The sequence below is a fragment of the Lelliottia nimipressuralis genome (genome assembly GCF_004115925.1).
GTDB lineage: Bacteria > Pseudomonadota > Gammaproteobacteria > Enterobacterales > Enterobacteriaceae > Enterobacter > Enterobacter nimipressuralis.
Genome location: NZ_SDDX01000008.1, coordinates 133,506 through 152,296 on the forward strand (window position 1 = coordinate 133,506; position 18,791 = coordinate 152,296).

17 protein-coding genes are annotated in these 18,791 nt (G+C 57.8%); 7 read left to right on the forward strand and 10 right to left on the reverse strand.

The genetic code is table 11. The features are described from left to right. Positions 1-60 precede the first annotated feature (60 nt). From gutM to gutQ, 3 genes are all read left to right on the forward strand, one after another. Positions 61-420: a transcriptional regulator GutM gene (gutM, locus tag ETG88_RS06995; protein WP_129035031.1), complete on the forward strand. Its 360-nt coding sequence runs from the start codon at positions 61-63 to the stop codon at positions 418-420. Positions 421-483: 63 nt separating this feature from the next. Next, complete coding sequence (gene srlR, locus ETG88_RS07000) at positions 484-1,257, forward strand: glucitol operon DNA-binding transcriptional repressor SrlR (protein ID WP_100779170.1); 774 nt, start codon at positions 484-486, stop codon at positions 1,255-1,257. After that, a complete protein-coding gene (gene gutQ, locus ETG88_RS07005; RefSeq protein ID WP_129035032.1) occupies positions 1,250-2,215 on the forward strand; it encodes an arabinose-5-phosphate isomerase GutQ in 966 nt (321 codons plus the stop codon). Before srlR ends, gutQ begins: the two co-directional genes overlap by 8 nt. Here the strand turns inward: gutQ and norR are convergent. Beyond that, positions 2,212-3,726, reverse strand: coding sequence for a nitric oxide reductase transcriptional regulator NorR (norR, locus tag ETG88_RS07010; RefSeq protein ID WP_129035033.1), 1,515 nt, complete (start codon positions 3,724-3,726; stop codon positions 2,212-2,214). The genes gutQ and norR overlap by 4 nt on opposite strands. Positions 3,727-3,912: 186 nt before the next feature. Between norR and norV the strand changes: the two genes are divergently transcribed. Both norV and norW read left to right on the forward strand, forming a co-directional pair. Next, positions 3,913-5,361 carry an anaerobic nitric oxide reductase flavorubredoxin gene (gene norV, locus ETG88_RS07015; RefSeq protein ID WP_129035034.1) on the forward strand — a complete coding sequence of 483 codons (1,449 nt, stop codon included), beginning with the start codon at positions 3,913-3,915 and terminating at the stop codon, positions 5,359-5,361. After that, the gene (norW, locus tag ETG88_RS07020) at positions 5,358-6,491 is read left to right on the forward strand and encodes an NADH:flavorubredoxin reductase NorW (protein ID WP_129035035.1); all 1,134 of its coding nucleotides are present in this window, start codon (positions 5,358-5,360) and stop codon (positions 6,489-6,491) included. The genes norV and norW overlap by 4 nt, the downstream gene beginning before the upstream one ends. Positions 6,492-6,780: 289 nt before the next feature. Here norW and ETG88_RS07025 read toward each other — a convergent pair whose 3' ends face one another. The 4 genes from ETG88_RS07025 to ETG88_RS07040 all read right to left on the reverse strand — a co-directional run bounded on the left by ETG88_RS07025 (position 6,781) and on the right by ETG88_RS07040 (position 11,736). Beyond that, positions 6,781-7,815 carry a HoxN/HupN/NixA family nickel/cobalt transporter gene (locus ETG88_RS07025; protein ID WP_129035036.1) on the reverse strand — a complete coding sequence of 345 codons (1,035 nt, stop codon included), beginning with the start codon at positions 7,813-7,815 and terminating at the stop codon, positions 6,781-6,783. A gap of 1 nt (position 7,816) precedes the next feature. Further along, a complete protein-coding gene (gene hypF, locus ETG88_RS07030; protein ID WP_129035037.1) occupies positions 7,817-10,039 on the reverse strand; it encodes a carbamoyltransferase HypF in 2,223 nt (740 codons plus the stop codon). A 6-nt stretch (positions 10,040-10,045) separates the two neighbouring features. Then, positions 10,046-10,591: an electron transport protein HydN gene (gene hydN / locus ETG88_RS07035; RefSeq protein WP_129035038.1), complete on the reverse strand. Its 546-nt coding sequence runs from the start codon at positions 10,589-10,591 to the stop codon at positions 10,046-10,048. Positions 10,592-10,722: 131 nt separating this feature from the next. After that, the gene (locus ETG88_RS07040) at positions 10,723-11,736 is read right to left on the reverse strand and encodes a LacI family DNA-binding transcriptional regulator (protein ID WP_129035039.1); all 1,014 of its coding nucleotides are present in this window, start codon (positions 11,734-11,736) and stop codon (positions 10,723-10,725) included. Between the two features lie 215 nt (positions 11,737-11,951). Here ETG88_RS07040 and ascF point away from each other — a divergent pair, with 215 nt between their 5' ends. Further along, on the forward strand, positions 11,952-13,403 hold the full coding sequence (gene ascF, locus ETG88_RS07045; RefSeq protein WP_102105428.1) for a PTS cellobiose/arbutin/salicin transporter subunit IIBC: 1,452 nt from the start codon (positions 11,952-11,954) through the stop codon (positions 13,401-13,403). 18 nt (positions 13,404-13,421) lie between these two features. After that, positions 13,422-14,846, forward strand: a complete 1,425-nt coding sequence (locus ETG88_RS07050; RefSeq protein WP_129035040.1) for a 6-phospho-beta-glucosidase — start codon at positions 13,422-13,424, stop codon at positions 14,844-14,846. A 44-nt stretch (positions 14,847-14,890) separates the two neighbouring features. On the opposite strand, the gene hycI is transcribed toward ETG88_RS07050, so the two are convergent. From hycI to ETG88_RS07075, 5 genes are read right to left on the reverse strand one after another with little or no spacing between them, the layout of a single operon-like run. After that, entirely contained in the window at positions 14,891-15,346 is a 456-nt protein-coding gene (gene hycI, locus ETG88_RS07055) for a hydrogenase maturation peptidase HycI (RefSeq protein WP_129035041.1), read from the reverse strand. Continuing rightward, a complete protein-coding gene (locus tag ETG88_RS07060; protein WP_100779160.1) occupies positions 15,339-15,749 on the reverse strand; it encodes a formate hydrogenlyase maturation HycH family protein in 411 nt (136 codons plus the stop codon). Before ETG88_RS07060 ends, hycI begins: the two co-directional genes overlap by 8 nt. Then, positions 15,746-16,513: an NADH-quinone oxidoreductase subunit B family protein gene (locus ETG88_RS07065; protein WP_100779159.1), complete on the reverse strand. Its 768-nt coding sequence runs from the start codon at positions 16,511-16,513 to the stop codon at positions 15,746-15,748. Before ETG88_RS07065 ends, ETG88_RS07060 begins: the two co-directional genes overlap by 4 nt. After that, entirely contained in the window at positions 16,513-17,055 is a 543-nt protein-coding gene (locus ETG88_RS07070) for a formate hydrogenlyase complex iron-sulfur subunit (protein ID WP_129035042.1), read from the reverse strand. Before ETG88_RS07070 ends, ETG88_RS07065 begins: the two co-directional genes overlap by 1 nt. Positions 17,056-17,064: 9 nt before the next feature. After that, the gene (locus ETG88_RS07075) at positions 17,065-18,774 is read right to left on the reverse strand and encodes a hydrogenase large subunit (protein WP_102105431.1); all 1,710 of its coding nucleotides are present in this window, start codon (positions 18,772-18,774) and stop codon (positions 17,065-17,067) included. Positions 18,775-18,791 lie beyond the last annotated feature (17 nt).

The following is an 18,791-nucleotide window of genomic DNA, read 5'->3' on the forward strand; positions in this document are numbered from 1 at the left end:
TTAAACAGGCTAACGTCACCCCTCTCCTCGTAAGGGAGGGGGAATACCAAAGGAGTTAAAATGGTTACCGCACTCATCACCGTCGCCGCCATCGCCTGGATCTGCCAGATGGCGTTTGGCGGCTGGCAAATTCACCAGTTTAACCGGGCGTTCGATGCCCTGTGTCAGAAAGGCCGCGTGGGCGTTGGGCGCTCAGGCGGACGCTTCAAACCCCGCGTGGTGGTGGCGATTGCGCTGGACGAAGACAACACCGTCTGCGATTCACTGATCATGCGCGGGATGACCGTATTTGCCCGACCGGCGAAAATCCAGGCAATCAACGGCATTTCATTGCAGGAATTACAGCCTGATGTGATCTTTCCCCATGATTCACTCTGTCAGAATGCACTATCATTAGCGCTTAATCTGAAACATGGATAATTTCGTTTTGAAAGCTATAGGCTTGCGAAATTATCATTTCGCAACGTAAGGAACGAAGCGCCTATGAAACCACGTCAGCGGCAGGCGGCCATTCTGGAGCATCTGCAAAAGCAGGGAAAATGCTCGGTAGAGGATTTGGCCCACTACTTTGACACCACCGGCACGACAATACGCAAGGACCTGGTATTGCTCGAAAACTCTGGCGCAGTCATTCGAACCTATGGCGGAGTGGTACTCAACAAAGACGAAGCCGATCCACCGATTGACCATAAAACCCTGATCAATACCCACCAGAAAGCGCTGATTGCCGAAGCCGCCGTCCAGTTTATTCACGACGGCGACTCTATCATTCTCGATGCGGGCAGCACTGTCCTGCAGATGATCCCGATGCTCAGCCGCTTTAATAACATCACGGTGATGACCAACAGCCTGCACATCGTCAATGCCCTGTCCGAGTTTGACAGCGAGCAGACCATCCTGATGCCCGGCGGCACCTTCCGTAAAAAATCGGCGTCTTTTCACGGCCAGTTGGCGGAGAACGCCTTCGACCATTTCAGCTTTGATAAACTCTTTATGGGCACGGACGGTATTGATCTGAACGCGGGCGTGACCACCTTCAACGAGGTGTTCAGCGTCAGCAAGGCCATGTGCAACGCCGCACGGGAAGTGATCCTGATGGCGGACTCGTCCAAGTTTGGCCGCAAAAGCCCCAATATTGTCTGCAGCCTTGAAAGCGTCGATACGCTGATTACCGACGCAGGCATCGACCCGGTGTTCAAAAAAGCGCTGGAAGAGAAAGGAATCGACGTGATCGTAACCGGAGAGAGAAATGAGTGATTTTCTGCTAAACACAGGCCGTCAGACGCTAATGCTGGAGCTTCAGGAAGCCAGCCATCTGCCGGAAAGGCTGGGCGACGATTTTGTGCGCGCGGCCAATACCATCATCCACTGCGAAGGCAAAGTGATTGTCGCGGGCATCGGGAAATCCGGTCATATCGGGAAGAAAATAGCCGCCACCCTCGCCAGCACCGGCACGCCCGCGTTTTTTGTTCATCCCGCCGAAGCGCTGCATGGCGATCTGGGGATGATTGAAAGCCGTGACGTGATGCTGTTTATCTCCTACTCCGGCTCAGCGAAAGAGCTGGATCTGATCATTCCGCGTCTGCAGGAAAAATCGGTCGCCCTGCTGGCAATGACCGGAAAATCGCGCTCGCCGCTGGCGCTGGCCGCCAAAGCCACGCTGGATATCTCCGTGGAACGCGAAGCCTGCCCGATGCACCTCGCGCCAACGTCCAGCACCGTCAACACCCTGATGATGGGCGATGCGCTGGCGATGGCAGTCATGCAGGCGCGCGGTTTTAACGAAGAAGATTTTGCCCGCTCACACCCGGCCGGCGCGCTGGGCGCACGTTTGCTGAATAAAGTGCATCATCTGATGCGTACGGACGACGCTATCCCGCAGGTCAAACTCACCACCAGCGTGATGGACGCAATGCTCGAACTAAGCCGCACCGGGCTGGGGCTGGTTGCCGTGTGTGATGACAACGGGCTGGTCAAAGGGGTCTTTACCGACGGCGACCTGCGTCGCTGGCTGGTCGGCGGCGGCAAGCTGGAAGCGGTCGTCAGCGATGCCATGACCACCGGCGGCCTGACGCTCAACGCCGAGAGCCGCGCGATCGAAGCCAAAGAAGTGCTGATGAAGCGCAAAATCACCGCCGCCCCGGTGGTCGATGACAGCGGCAAACTGTGCGGCGCCATCAACCTGCAGGACTTTTATCAGGCCGGGATTATCTAACCCTTCAGCCCAAGACGTTTCGCCAGCCGATGCAGGTTGGCGACGTCCATCTCTAACGCCCGCGCGCAGGCCGCCCAGCTACGATTGTTTTGCTCCAGCGCGCGGGTAATCATCTGACGTTGAAACGCTTCCGTGGCCTCACGCAGGTTAGCATTGCTCATCGCTGGCACGTCCGGCTGCGAGACAGGCACCGCTTCGTCATGCAACGCAAAATGCGCCGCGTGGATCACCACCTCATCGCCGATGCGCGTCGCGCGCGCCAGCACCACCGCACGATGGATCGCATGCTCCAGCTCGCGCACATTGCCCGGCCAGCCATAATTCAGCAGATGCCTGCGCGCTCCGGGGCTTAACACCACGCGCGACAGCCCCATTTTCAAGCGGCACTGCTCGCAGAAATAGCCCGCCAGCAGAACCACATCCTCGCCACGCTCGCGCAGCGGCGGCACGAAGAGCGGGAACACGCTTAAGCGATGGAACAGATCGGCGCGGAAATTGCCCGCCAGCACCTCTTCGCGCAGATCGCGGTTGGTCGCCGCCAGCACGCGCACATCCACCCGCAGGCTGCGGTCGTCACCCACGCGCTGAATATCGCCGTACTGCAACACGCGCAGCAGTTTGGCCTGCAACGCCAGCGACAGCTCACCAATTTCATCGAGGAACAGCGTGCCGTTGTCGGCCATTTCAAACTTACCGCTGCGGTTGCTGATGGCCCCGGTAAACGCCCCTTTCACGTGACCGAACAGCTCGCTCTCCGCCACGCTTTCCGGCAGCGCGGCGCAGTTCAGATACACCAGCGGATTGACCGCGCGCGGCGAGCCTTCGTGGATCGCCTTCGCCACCAGCTCTTTCCCGGTGCCGGTCTCCCCGCTGATTAAGACGTTCAGATCCGACGCCGCGACAATCTCGATCTCTTTTTTCAGCTGCGCCATACCCGGCGACAGGCCAATCATTTCCGTGTGCGCGACCTGCTCAAACACCGCCGGACTGCCCGGCAATATGTTCTGGCTCTCCAGCTGCTCAATCAGCAGCGCGTTATTAAGCGCCCCGGCGGCCAGCGCGGCAATCAGCCGCAGCTCTTCGTCGCTGAAGGTATCGAACTGATCCGGCTGCAGGCCGTCGAGGGTCAGCGCGCCAATCAGATTCTGCCCGGCAAACAGCGGCAAACCGATACAGGCGTGGACCTTCAGGCTCTCCTGGCCGGGAATCAGGCCGTCATAGGGATCGGGCAGATCGCTGTCCGCCGGGAAACGCACCACGTCCCCCGCGCGGGCGATGGTCTCCAGACGCGGATGGCCCTCGAGGGTAAAGCGCCGCCCCAGCACGTCCTGCGCCAGCCCGTCGATCGCCAGAGGAATAAACTGTCGCCCTTCGTAGCGCAGCAGCGCCGAGGCATCACACTCCAGCACATGACGCAGGGTTGAAATTAACCGCTGGAAACGATCCTGATGGCCGATACCGGTCTGTAATTCAATGGCGATCTTCGCCAGCACATCTACGGAAAAGCTCATTTGCGCCTCGCTGTCATTTTGACAATGCATACTGTCATATTGACCATAAAACAGATAGTCATTCTGACTACCCCTTGCGAGTGATATTCTTAAAAAGCGTTAAATATCAACAATTTTAAAAACTGGCACGCAACTTGATATATGCACATCAACTTATCGAAACACACTGTATTTATTGAGGTTGCTATGTCTATTCTGGTTAAAAATAATATTCATTGGGTGGGTCAACGTGACTGGGAAGTGCGCGATTTTCACGGCACCGAATACAAAACCCTGCGCGGCAGCAGCTATAACAGCTATCTCATTCGCGAAGGCAAAAACGTCCTGATCGATACCGTTGATCATAAATTCAGCCGCGAGTTCGTGCAGAACCTGCGCAGCGAAATCGATCTGGCTGACATCGATTACATTATTATTAACCATGCGGAAGAAGACCACGCGGGCGCCCTGACCGAGCTGATGTCTTATATTCCCAACACGCCAATCTACTGCACCACCAACGCCATCGACTCCATTAACGGCCACCATCACCACCCTGAATGGAATTTTCATACGGTGAAAACCGGTGACTCGCTGGATATCGGCAACGGCAAACAGCTGATTTTCGTCGAAACCCCGATGCTGCACTGGCCCGACAGCATGATGACGTACATGACCGGCGATGCGGTGCTGTTCAGCAATGACGCCTTTGGTCAGCACTACTGTGATGAGCGTCTGTTTAACGACGAAGTGGATCAGACTGAGCTGTTCGAACAGTGCCAGCGCTACTACGCCAACATACTGACGCCGTTCAGCCGTCTGGTAACGCCAAAAATCACCGAAATCCTCGGTTTCAATCTGCCGGTCGATATGATTGCCACCTCGCACGGCGTGGTCTGGCGCGAAAATCCAACCCAAATCGTGGAGCTGTATCTGAAATGGGCGGCGGATTATCAGGAAGATCGCATCACGCTGTTCTACGACACCATGTCCAACAACACCCGTATGATGGCGGACGCCATTGCCCAGGGCATTAACGAAGTCGACCCGAACGTGGCGGTGAAAATCTTCAACGTGGCGCGCAGCGATAAAAACGAAATCCTGACCAACGTCTTCCGCTCCAAAGGCGTGCTGGTCGGCACATCCACCATGAATAACGTGATGATGCCGAAAATCGCCGGTCTGGTTGAAGAGATGACCGGTCTGCGTTTTCGTAACAAACGCGCCAGCGCGTTCGGCTCTCACGGCTGGAGCGGCGGTGCGGTAGATCGTCTCTCCACGCGTCTGCAGGATGCCGGTTTTGAAATGTCGATGAGCCTGAAAGCCAAATGGCGCCCGGATATCGACGCACTTGAAGTCTGCCGCCAGCATGGCCGTGATATCGCACGTCAGTGGGCGCTCGCTCCACTGCCGGAAGCAACAACGAAAACCCCAGAGCAACAAGAAGCCTGCGCCTGTGCCGCCGCACAAGCCGCCGATCTTGGCCCGAGCATGCAGTGCAGCGTCTGCCAGTGGATTTACGATCCTGCCCTCGGCGAACCTTTGCAGGATGTCGCCCCAGGCACCCCGTGGCGCGACGTGCCGGATAATTTCCTGTGTCCGGAATGTTCCCTCGGGAAAGACGTATTCGACGAACTGGCGACGGAGGCAAAATGAATCACGGCATTGTCATCATTGGCTCGGGCTTTGCCGCCCGGCAGCTGGTGAAAAATATACGCAAACAGGATGCGAACGTGCCGCTGACGCTTATCGCCGCCGACAGCATGGACGAGTACAACAAACCCGATTTGAGCCATGTTATCAGCCAGCATCAGCGTGCCGACGACCTCACCCGTCAGACGGCGGGGGAGTTCGCCGAACAGTTTAATTTGCGACTGTTTCCCCATACCTGGGTCACGGAGGTCGACGCCAGCGCCCATGTGGTGAAGGGCAAAGATAATCAGTGGTGTTACGACAAACTGGTGCTGGCGACGGGGGCATCCGCCTTTGTACCGCCCGTAGAGGGCCGCGAGCTGATGCTGACCCTCAACAGTCAGCAGGAGTACCGCGCCTGTGAAACCCGGCTTCGTGACGCAAAGCGAGTGATGATTGTCGGTGGCGGTCTGATTGGCACCGAACTGGCGATGGATTTTTGCCGCGCCGGGAAAGCCGTCACTCTGGTCGATCACGCAGCGAGCATTCTGTCTGCGCTGATGCCAGCGGAAGTGAGCAGTCGCTTACAGCATCGTCTGACGGAGATGGGCGTCCATCTGCTGCTGAAATCTCAGATCCAGAGCCTGACGACAACCGACAGCGGCATTTGCGCGACTCTCGATCGTAAGCGCAGCGTTGAGGTCGATGCCGTGATCGCCGCGACGGGCCTGCGTCCGGAAACGGCGCTGGCCCAGCACGCCGGGGCAGAAACGGGGCGCGGAGTGAAGGTGGACAGCTATTTGCAAACCAGCCAGCCCGATATTTTCGCCCTGGGTGACTGTGCGGAAATCAACGGCCAGGTCCTGCCGTTCCTGCAGCCGATTCAGATCAGCGCAATGTATCTGGCAAAAAACCTGCTGGGGAGTAGCGCACCACTGAAACTGCCGGCGATGCTGGTGAAGGTCAAAACGCCTGAACTGCCGCTGCACCTCGCGGGCGAAACGCAGCGACAGGATTTACACTGGCACATGGCCATTGAACCACAGGGAATGGTCGCAAAAGGCGTTGATGGCGACGGTGAGCTGCGCGCCTTTGTGGTCAGCGAAGATCGGATGAAGGAGGCTTTCTCCCTGCTGAAGTCGTTACCCGTTTAACCCTAACACCTCTGCCACACTGACTTAACCTTAGGATTTTATTATCCGCAGCCCCGATGTCCCGGGGCTTTTTTTTGCGCATTCTATTCACAAGGTAAATACATAATAGATAAATCATCGCCATCAATCCCTATTTCATTATTTATATGAATATATAAATCAGAGTAAATAGATATATTTGCGATAAATATCCATTCACCCTGAGATATATAATTATTTTATTATTGATAAATAAATCATCAGGCGTAATTTAATTTAAACAGAGATGAAAAAGCAATTTTTGCTTAGATTATTTTTTTAAATAATGCTCGGAACCGTCAGAGACCCCCAGCGCGTCATAGCAGCGCCAGCGGTAGTTCAGCATTGACAGACACCAACAGAAAATAAACAAACCAATAACAATAAAACCGGCGTTACCGAGATTATTATTAACACTACCCACCAGGCTCCAGACGCCCCCACTTAATTCAAATTTATCTTTTATTAGCCCGAGCGCTTCCAACCCGCCAATAAAGAGCGCGACGACAACCGAGGTGCCGGTAATGGTCATATTGTAATAAAGTTTGCGCTGCGGTTTATTGAATGCCCAGCCGTACGCGCCGATCATCAATAAATTATCCAGCGTATCCACTAACGCCATACCGCTGGCAAACAGCGCCGGGAAAATCATGATCGACCACACCGACATTCCGTTCGAGGCGCTGGCGGCAGAAATGCCCAGCACGCCAATTTCAGTGGCGGTATCAAATCCCAGGCCAAACAGAAAACCGACCAGGTACATCTGCCAGCTTTTGCTCACCAGACGGAACGTGGCGCCAAACAGCCAGCTCATGATCCCGCCCGACACCGGCGCGTCCCCCTCGCTGCTCGTCGTATGACCGTTTTTCAGCGCCTGAAAGCTGCGCCAGACGCCGAGCAAAATCACCGTGTTGATCAGCGCCATCGCCAGTAAAAAGGTCGCGGAAACGGCGGTGCCAATGAGACTACCGGTCTCATGAAACCACGCCATGTTCTTTTGAAACGCCGTCGCCGTGGCGGCAATGGCGACGGAGGCCAGCACCACAATGGTCGAGTGGCCCAGCGAAAACCACGCCCCCACGCCAGACGAGCGTTTGCCCTGCTGCATCAGCTTGCGGGTGACCGTATCGATCGCGGCGATATGATCCGCATCGACCGCATGCCGCAGGCCGTAGCACCACGCCAGCAGGCTGGCCGCCATCAGCGTGGTACTGCCGCTAAACGTGTGCCAGGCCCAACCCCAGGCCAGACCATTCGCGGCCAGCAGGATCATCAGAAGCGGTTCATTGCCAATCCGTCGTTGCATGTCAGTTCCTGTGTGAAAGGGTGCGGGCGGCAGCGACGACCGCCTGTCCGAATGAAATCGCCCCGTCGCCTGCAGGCAATTTTTCAGGGAACAGAAGCGTGAATTCAGAATGATAAAACTGCAGGCGCGCCCTGAGCAGGCGATTGTGCAGCACGCCGCCGCTGAAGCAGAGCGTCGATATCGCCAGACGTCGGGCGTGATGAGCCATCAGTGCCGCCAGCCCTTTCGCTAGCGCATCATGGAATGCCCACGCACGTTCGGCGGGCGTCGCCTGCCAGTCGAGCCACTGCTGCCAGAAGGTGGACAGATCTCCCACATCCAGCGTGACCGGATGCTGCACACCTGAACAGGTCGCGGCCAGTGCTTCAAGCTGACAGGCCGCTTCGCCTTCGTAATGCTGCCTGTCGGACACGATATCCAGCGCACAGGCCACGGCGTCAAACAGTCGCCCACAGGATGAGGCCAGCGGCGCGTTGATTCCACGCGCCACCGCCGTCGCCAGCAGTGTCCAGTTGTGCGCCAGAACGGCGCGCATTTCCGCTCGCTTTTGCCAGTCAGGAATAAACGCCAGCCCCTGTGCAAGCAAGTTCCGCCACGGTTCGACCGCGGCCAGATCGCCGCCGGGCAGCGCCACGGCGGGCAACCCACCGAGATGCTCGCACGCCAGATAGTTCACCCGCAGGCACTCGCCGCCCCACAGCGCGCCGTTTTCGCCCATCCCGATGCCATCAAGCGTCAGCGCAATCACATCGCCTGCGTTCAGCGGCCAGCCATTTTCCGCCATACACGCCGCCGCATGGGCGTGGTGGTGGAGCACAGTCTGTTTCGGCAGCGCCAGCTCTTCGGCCCACCGGGCAGAGCGGTAGCCCGGATGGGCATCGTATACCACAAGTTCCGGACGGAAATCATACATTTGTTGAATGATCGCCAGCGCGCCACGCCACTGATGCTCCACGCCGTCGTCACACAGATCGCCAAAATGCTGGCTGATAACCGCCTGCCCGCCGCGCACCAGACAGAAGGTATTTTTCATCTCCGCTCCGAGGCACAGCATCGGCGGGATATCCTTAAATCCTTCAGGCAGCGGAATGGCGTCCGGCACGTAACCCCGCGCGCGGCGAAGCATTGCGCCCTGCTCGTCCAGAACCGAATCATCCATGCGTTGCAGAATGTCGCGGTTATGCAGCAGAAAACCGTCGGCGATATCGCGCAGGTCATCCAGCGCCTGATCATTGCTCAGCGCGGGGGGTTTACCGCTGAGATTCCCGGAAGTCATCACCAGCGGGCGCGCGCAGTCGTCCATCAGCAGATGTTGCAGCGGGCTGGAGGCCAGCATCACGCCGATGCAATCCAGGCCCGGCGCAATGTTCTGCGGCAGTTCCGGTAGCAGGCGCTTTGCGGTCAACACGATGGGTGCTGCGGGCGATTGCAGGCGCTCCCGCAGGGACGCAGGCAACTCGTCAATACAGGGCAGCATCACCGCTAATGGTTTGGTCGGGCGACGTTTTCGCTCGCGCAGCCGCGCCACCGCCTGCGGGTTTTGCGCGTCGCAGGCCAGATGAAAACCGCCCAGCCCTTTGATTGCCACGATCCCACCGTTTTTCAGCATCTCAACGGCTGCGGATAACGCGGCATCTCGTGTCAGATGGACGCCCGCTGCACGCCATTCCAGCTGCGGCCCACAGTCCGGACATGCCACCGGCTGGGCGTGAAAGCGCCGATCCGCCGGATTGCGGTATTCACTCTCACAGGGGGCGCATAACGGGAAAGCGGCCATCGCCGTGTCTGGCCGGTCATAGGGCATGGCGCGAATAATGGTGAAACGCGGGCCGCAGTGGGTGCAGTTGATAAACGGATAGCGGTAACGGCGCTCGCGCGGATCGCGCATCTCGGCCAGACAGGCCGGGCAGGTCGCCGCATCCGGCACGATTTGCGTCGCCATCGCCCCGCCTGCGCTGTGGCGGATGGTGAATTCCGTCGGCATTTTCGGCCAGCTGAACGGCTGAGTTTCAATGGTATCAATGCGCGCCAGCGGCGGGCATTGCGCTAACAAACGTGTCTGAAATGCCGTCGGATCATCAGCCAGACGCACCAGCACGCCTTCGCCGTCGTTACAAACGTCACCGCAAAGGCCAAGCTGATTCGCCAGTTGCCAGACAAAGGGGCGGAAACCCACCCCCTGCACTTTTCCGCGCACCCGCAGCTGCGCGCCGTTACAGCTCATCGCGGCTTAAAACAGCATTGATGACGATGTATCGAACGCCGCGCGACGGCGCTTCTCGGCACTCATCTGTTCAAGCTTGTTACGATCGACGCAGACCAGAGCGTGCGTCGGGCAGGCTTCGATACACGCCGGGCCGCTTTCGCGATGGTTGCATAGGTCGCATTTGTTCGCTTCGGCTTTTTCGGCACGCACACTCAGACCCGCGCCGCTGTTGCGTACCACCGGGCGCACAACCACTTCCATCGCACCATACGGACAGGCCACCACGCAGGTTTTACAGCCGATGCAACGCTGCTGCATAACCTGCACAAAGCCGTTTTCGCGGTTGATGGCACCGTTAGGGCAGACATTGGCGCAGGGGGCGTCTTCACACTGGCGGCAGATGGCCGCCGTTGAGATATTCACGCCCTTAATGACATGAATACGTGGCAGGAAAGATTCTGGGGTCAGGGAGGCGCAATCCTGCTCCGCCTGATGGGACACAACACACGCCACCTCACAGGTGCGACAGCCAATACATTTACTGGCATCGGCCATAATAAAACGGTTCATCTGCTTCTCCAGCATTAAGTTATGCGGCGAAACATACATAAAACGTGCCACATTTTAATTAACTGATTTCACTGAATTTAATCAGTACCCCTCGGTGTCATCGACACGAATGACGATGACACCTGTCGACGTCAGGCGCGAACGTTGGCGATGACGGAATCACGCAGGATCAGCTCACCGGGGAAGGCTTGCTGATAGCTGAACTCGCCGCCATCGAGCATAAAAATCAGGCGACTGATGGTCTCTTTGATCATCTCCGTCACCGGAATCCGCACGCTGGAGAGCGACGGCACGATGTAGGGCGCGATCGCGACATCATCAAATCCCACCACCGACACTTCGCCCGGCGTGGCGATCCCGCTGTCGTGCAGCTGCTTCAGCGCACCAATGGCCATATCGTCATTGCTGGCGACCAGCGCGGTGAATTGCGCTTTGCGCGCCAGCAGCGTGGTCACTCCCGCCGCCCCGCTTTCCGGAGTCCATTTCCCCTCCACCAGCAATTCGTCGCGCAGCGGGATCTGATGCTGCGCCAGCGCCGCTCTGTACCCAGAAAGACGTTCGATACCGGTGGGAGAGTCGAGCGAGCCGGTGATAAAGGCGATATCCCGATGGCCCATTTCAATCAGCTGCGAGACCGCATCCTGGCAGGAGGCTTTATGATCCGACCAGACGCACTGGCTGCTGTTTTTACGCAGACGACGGTTTAACACCATGATCGGCTGCTCCTGTTTTTCGATGATCTCATCCATCTCATCGACGCTTAAAAAGCGCGGATAGATGATGATCGCGTCGCAGCGCATATCCAGCAGATACTGGATCGCCTCGCGCTCTTCATCGGCGCTGTGCTTACCGTCTGCGAGGATCAGCTGACGCCCTTTTTCTTCCGTCATGCGTGCCGCGTGGAACAACAGCTCGCTGAAATACACGCCATGGTAAAGGGTGTTCGTCACCACCAGCCCCAGGGTTTGGGTGCGTTTGGTCGCCAGGTTTCGCGCCAGCAGATTGGGGCGGTAACCGCTCTCTTCAATCGCCTGAAAAACCCGGTCTTTTGTCTCCTGGCTCACGTAGCCATTGCCCGAAAGCACCCGAGAAACCGTTGCCTTCGACACCCCTGCCCGCTTCGCCACTTCAAGCATCGTGGTCATCTGATTATTCCCTTTAAACCTGATGCGCCGAAGTGTACTGCACTGCACGAAAATTGTCGCAGCGCGAATCTCACGCTTTTAAACACTCAAAGTGATCGTTATCACGAATGTAAAAAATGCACGAATCACCATCTTGTTTCATACAAAGAAACTCATCATGATTTTGTGGAACCGGTTTCCTACATGTTCTCACAACTACAACAGGATCACTTCCGATGGCCAAAAATTATGCCGCGCTGGCGAAAGACATTGTCAGCGCGCTCGGCGGGAAAGATAACATCGTCGCCGTCACCCACTGTATGACGCGCCTGCGCTTTGTGCTGCAGGACGAAAGCGCCATCGACAGCGCCACGCTCAAAAGCCTCTCCGGCGTGCTCGGCGTGGTGCGTAACGATAACCAGTGTCAGGTGATCATTGGCAACACCGTTTCTCAGGCCTACCGCGAGGTGGTGAACCTGCTGCCTGCCGGGATGCGCCCTGCCGAGCCGCAAGGCCCTCAAAAACTGACGCTTCGCCGCATCGGCGCTGGTGTGCTCGACGCGCTGATCGGCACCATGTCCCCGCTGATCCCGGCGATCATCGGCGGCTCGATGGTGAAACTGCTGGCGATGATCCTGGAGATGACCGGCGCGCTGCCGAAAGGCGCCCCGACGCTCACGATTCTGACGGTGATCGGTGACGGAGCCTTCTTCTTCCTGCCGCTGATGGTGGCCGCGTCTGCCGCCGTGAAATTCAAAACCAACATGTCGCTGGCGATTGCCATCGCAGGCGTGCTGGTGCATCCAAGCTTTATTGAGTTGATGGCGAAAGCCGCCCAGGGCGAGCACGTCGAGTTCGCGTTTATCCCGGTGACGGCGGTGAAATACACCTACACGGTGATCCCGGCGCTGGTCATGACCTGGTGCCTGTCGTACATCGAACGCTGGGTGGACAAGATCACGCCAGCGGTCACCAAAAACTTCCTGAAACCGATGCTGATCGTGCTGATTGCCGCCCCGCTGGCGATTGTGCTGATTGGGCCGCTGGGTATCTGGATTGGTAGCGCGATTTCGTCGCTGGTCTACACCATTCACGGCTATCTGGGCTGGCTGTCCGTGGCCATTATGGGCGCGCTCTGGCCGCTGCTGGTAATGACCGGTATGCACCGCGTCTTTACGCCAACGATTATTCAGACCATCGCCGAAACCGGCAAAGAAGGGATGGTGATGCCGTCGGAAATCGGCGCGAACCTCTCTCTTGGCGGTTCTTCCCTGGCGGTAGCCTGGAAAACCAAAAACCCGGAACTGCGCCAGACGGCGCTCGCCGCGGCGGCGTCCGCCATCATGGCGGGAATTTCTGAACCGGCACTTTACGGCGTGGCGATTCGCCTGAAACGCCCGTTAATTGCGAGCCTGATCAGCGGCTTTATCTGCGGCGCGATCGCCGGTATGGCGGGGCTTGCCAGCCACTCAATGGCGGCACCGGGCCTGTTCACCAGCGTACAGTTCTTCGATCCAGCCAATCCGATGACCATCGTCTGGGTGTTTGGCGTGATGGCCTTGGCCGTGGTGCTTTCGTTTGTTCTGACGCTGATCCTCGGCTTTGAGGATATTCCGGTGGAAGACGAGGCCGAGAAAGCACGCGCCCTGCAAACCGCACCGGTTCCGGCACAAGAAGCACGAGCATAAATGAATAACGAGGTAAAAATGTCTGTTTTTCCAGAAGGATTTTTATGGGGCGGCGCACTGGCCGCCAACCAGAGTGAAGGCGCTTACCGTGAAGGCGGTAAAGGGCTGACCACCGTCGATATGATCCCCCACGGCGCAAACCGCATGGCGGTGAAAGTCGGTAAGGAAAAACGTTTCTCGCTGCGCGACGACGAGTTTTACCCGAGCCACGAGGCGATTGATTTTTACCATCGCTACAAAGAAGACATCGCTCTGATGGCGGAGATGGGCTTTACGGTGTTCCGCACCTCGATTGCCTGGAGCCGCCTCTACCCGAACGGTGACGAACCGCTGCCGAATCAGGCCGGTATCGCCTTTTACCGCGCGGTGTTTGAAGAGTGCAAAAAGTACAATATCGAGCCGCTGGTGACCCTGTGCCACTTCGATGTGCCGATGCATCTGGTCACCGAATACGGCTCCTGGCGCAACCGCAAAATGGTCGATTTCTTCGCCCGCTACGCGCGCACCTGCTTTGAAGAGTTCAATGGTCTGGTGAAATACTGGCTGACCTTCAACGAGATCAACATCATGCTGCACAGCCCGTTCTCGGGCGCGGGGCTGGTCTTTGAAGAGGGTGAAAACGAAGATCAGGTGAAATACCAGGCCGCACACCACGAGCTGGTGGCGAGCGCACTGGCGACCAAAATCGCCCATGAAGTGAACCCGGAAAACCAGGTCGGCTGTATGCTGGCAGGCGGCAGTTTCTACCCGTACTCCTGCAAGCCAGAAGACGTGTGGACCGCGCTGGAAAAAGATCGCGAAAACCTGTTCTTTATTGACGTTCAGGCGCGCGGCACCTATCCCGCCTACTCGGCGCGCGTGTTCCGCGACAAAGGGGTGACGATTGTCAAAGACCCGGCCGACGACCAGATCCTGAAACATACCGTCGATTTTGTCTCGTTCAGTTATTACGCGTCACGTTGCGCCTCTGCGGAGATGAACGCCAATAACACCAGCGCGGCTAACATCGTTAAATCCCTGCGCAACCCGCACATTGAGGTGAGCGAATGGGGCTGGGGCATTGACCCGTTGGGCCTGCGCATCACCATGAACATGATGTATGACCGCTACCAGAAACCGCTGTTCCTGGTGGAAAACGGCCTCGGGGCGAAAGACGAGATCGACGCCAGCGGTGAGATTAACGATGACTACCGCATCAGCTATCTGCGTGAGCATATCCTCGCGATGGGCGATGCGATTGAAGACGGCGTGCCGCTAATGGGTTACACCACCTGGGGCTGTATCGATCTGGTGGCAGCCTCCACGGGCGAGATGAGCAAGCGCTACGGGTTTGTATATGTCGATCGTGACGACGCAGGCAACGGCACGCTGGATCGTAAACGCAAGAAATCGTTCTGGTGGTATAAGAAAGTGATTGCGAGCAACGGGGCGGATTTAGCGTAACGGGGTTCTGCCCGGTGGCACGTCGCTCACCGGGCATTCACCTCTCAGAGTCGTGCAAAACCCCCGTCCCCTGCCCATCCTGCAAGCCGGGAATAGACCGTTTCCACCGCCGCTTTTATCGCGGGAGTCATCGGATAATAAAAGCCGACAATATCCGGCTGAATGCCCAAAAACAGCACCTCGCCCACGTCGTCTTTAATCTGATCGACCAGATAGTTGAGCGGCATATTGTGAGTGGTCATCATGAACATCTCAGCAATGTCGTCCGGGTCGATGAGGCGGATTTCGCCGGGGTTTAGCCCCATGTCGGTGGCATCGACAATCAGCAGCCGGTCCGGGCGCAGCTCCCGAAGGGCAACCACGTCATTTTCCGGCGCGCTGCCGCCGTCGATCACCTGCCAGTTACCCTGCGGATGTGCGAAGCACATTTCCGCCAGCAGCGGGCCTGCGCCGTCGTCGCCCATCATGCTGTTACCCACACACAGTAAAACGTCAGTCACGTAATCTCCTCACCATCAGGTAGATGGCGCTCTCCTGATGAATATCGTGCAGCATACTGAGCACCGTCTTGCTCCACGCCTGCTGCTCAGGGGTTTGCACTGCGAGCGCCGCATCGAAGGCATTCGCCAGCATGGCGATGTGATTGCTGTCGATGACGATCTCGCCATACTTCGGCACACCTTCCATTTTGCGTCGTGCCGTGCTGCCCGCCTCCAGCGTGCCGATCCACGCCAGATAGTCCTGCCACGGACAGCTCAGCGCCGCCTCTAAACAGTCGATCACCCCGAGATGGTGGCCAATCGCCAGGCTGTAATAGACCACCTGCTGGGCTGCATCCGGCGTCGCGTCGTTCTCATCGATAAATTTACGGCTCAGCTGACTGAACACTACCTTTTCACTCATCGGATACGCGCCTCATCCACCACCTGGTCCAGGTTTGCCACGATCTCGTTCAGACGCGGATCTTTCTCCGCCTCCAGCCAGCGCGCCACCTGATGCTCGCCCTGGCTCAACAGACGCAGATAGTCATCGGCAATCTGGCGGCCATAGCGATACCCGGCGAGGCGTCGCGCCGTGCGATCGACCTTCACGCGCAGAGGCTGCACCATATCCGGGTGCAAAATCTGCGCGGGCTGATTGTCCAGCTCACCCGGGGCGCGAGCGTGAATTTTCTGCTCCAGCAGACCCAGCGCCATAGCAAAACCGTACAGCGTCGCCGCGGGCGTCGGTGGGCAGCCAGGGATATACACATCCACCGGCACGATTTTGTCGGTGCCGCCCCACACGCAGTAGAGATCGTGGAAGATCCCGCCGCTGTTGCCGCAGGCGCCGTAGGAGATACAAATTTTTGGATCCGGCGCCGATTGCCAGGCGCGCAGCGCCGGAGATCGCATCGCGCGCGTCACCGCGCCGGTAAACAGCAGAATGTCCGCGTGGCGCGGGGATGGCACCACTTTGATACCAAAACGTTCGGCATCAAACAGCGGCGACAGGGTGGCGAAGATTTCGATTTCGCAGCCGTTGCAGCCGCCGCAGTCCACGCGGTAGACGTAGGCGGAACGTTTGATGTTTTTCAGCAGGGAGGCTTTCATGCTCGCGATGGATTCGTCCACCGTCATCGGCACCGGAATGCCGTTATCGTCGCGCGGGCCGAGTAAATTATTCATCAGCTGGCTTCTCTCATGTGGCGGGTGATATCAATGCGGTCGGACGGCAGCAGGCATTTCTGACGCTTGCATTCCGGGCAGGTTTCAAACCCTTCCCGGTGCATTTCGGCGCGCGCATCACCGTTGTGTTTCAGCAACGCAATGGCGTAATCGATCTCTTTTTGTACGGCGAACGCATGCTGGCAAACGCGGCAGTGGCACAGGTCAAAACGCGACTGCTGGAGGAAATCCTCTTTTTTCCACACCGCCAGCTCGTACTCCTGCGACAGCTTAATCGCCGCCGTCGGGCAGACCTCTTCACAGCGGCCACAAAAAATGCAGCGCCCGAGGTTGAACTGCCAGGCCAGCTGATTCGTCGCCAGATCCGTCTCCACCGTCAGGGCATTCGACGGGCAGGCGTTAACGCACGCCGCACAGCCGATGCACTGCTGCGGGTTGTGCTCTGGTTTGCCGCGAAAGTTTTTATCGACCGGCATCGGCTCAAGCGGATAACGGCTGGTGACCGTACCGGTTTTGATCACTTTTTTGATAAAGGTAAACATGACGATTCCTTATTTCAGCGGCGAGTTCTTGCGCTCGATGCTGTAGCGTTCAAGCTCTTTGTACGGCACCACCTGGCTTTTCTTCTTGCGCACATCCACCACCGTCATGCGGTCGGTACAGGAGTAGCAAGGATCGAGGCTGCCGATGATCAGCGGCGCATCAGAGACCGTATTGCCGCGCAGCATGTAGCGCAGGGTCGGCCAGTTGGCGTAGGTCGCCGCACGGCAGCGCCAGCGGTAGAGCTTCTGGTTATCGCCAGTCATGCTCCAGTGGATATCATCCCCGCGTGGCGCCTCGGCGAACCCGAGCGCAAAACGGTTCGGGATATAGGTAAAGCCTTCCACCGCCAGCGGACCGCCGGGCAGATTATCCAGACCAAAATCGATCATATTCAGGGCAGTAAAGACTTCGTTAATACGCACTTTCAGACGCGAGATAACGTCGCAGCCCTGCTCGCTGTGTACGGTCATCGGCAACAGACCGTAACCGACAAACGGGTGATCGGCGCGGGTATCGCGGGCGTGACCGCTGGCGCGCACCATTGGGCCGACGTTGCTGAAGTCGCGGGCGATCTGCGGATCGAGACGGCCCACACCGACGGTACGCTGCTCGATATTTGGCGTGCTCAGAAGCATATCCACCAGATCCTGCACATCGCGGCGCATCTGCTGTGCCAGCAGGCGGGTCTGGATCATGTCATCTTTCAGCAGATCGCGGCGAATCCCGCCGATCAGGTTCAGACCATACGTTTTACGCGCCCCGGTGAGGATTTCCGCCATCTTCATCGACGCTTCACGCACGCGGAAGAACTGCATAAACCCGGAATCAAAGCCGACGAAGTGACAGGCGAGGCCGAGGTTCAGCAGGTGTGAGTGCAGGCGCTCGACCTCCAGCAGAATGGCGCGGATCATCTGCGCACGCTCAGGCACCACAATGCCCATGCCGTTTTCCACCGAGGTGGTGTAGGCGGTGCTGTGGGCAAAGCCGCAGATGCCACACACGCGATCCGACAGGAAGGTGACTTCGTTGTAACCCATACGGGTTTCCGCCAGTTTTTCCATGCCGCGATGGACGTAGAACAGGCGGTAATCGGCGTCGATAATGTTCTCGCCGTCGACAAACAGGCGGAAGTGGCCCGGTTCATCAGAGGTGACGTGCAGCGGGCCAATCGGCACCACGTTGTTCTTTTTGCTGCCGAGTTCGTTGATGAACTCGTAAGTTTCGCTGTCGGTCGTCGGCGCCGGACGCTGGCGATAATCCATGCTGTCTTTGCGCAGCGGATAGAGTTCATCCGGCCAGTCGTCGGGCAGCACCAGACGGCGTTCATCCGGCAGGCCAACCGCCACCAGGCCGTACATGTCGCGCACTTCGCGCTCGCCCCAGACGGCGGCAGGCACGCGCGGCGTGACGGACGGGTATTCCGGTTTATTCGGATCGACTTCAACGCGCACCGTGAGCCAGCACTTCACGCCCTGCTCCATCGACAGCACGTAGTAAACCGCGTAGTTGCCGCACAGCTGACGCTCATCGTTGCCGAACAGTACCGATAGCCAGCCGCCCTGCTGGTAATAGAGAAACTCCACCACTTCCGGCAGGTAGTTCACCTTGATGGTGACGGTGATCTGGTCTTTGGTCTGCCAGCTCTCCTCCAGCACCACGCCGGGAAACGCCTGATGTAGTGCGGCAAGATACTGTTGACCTACTTTTTCTTCAGACATGCTAAGACTCTCTGTAA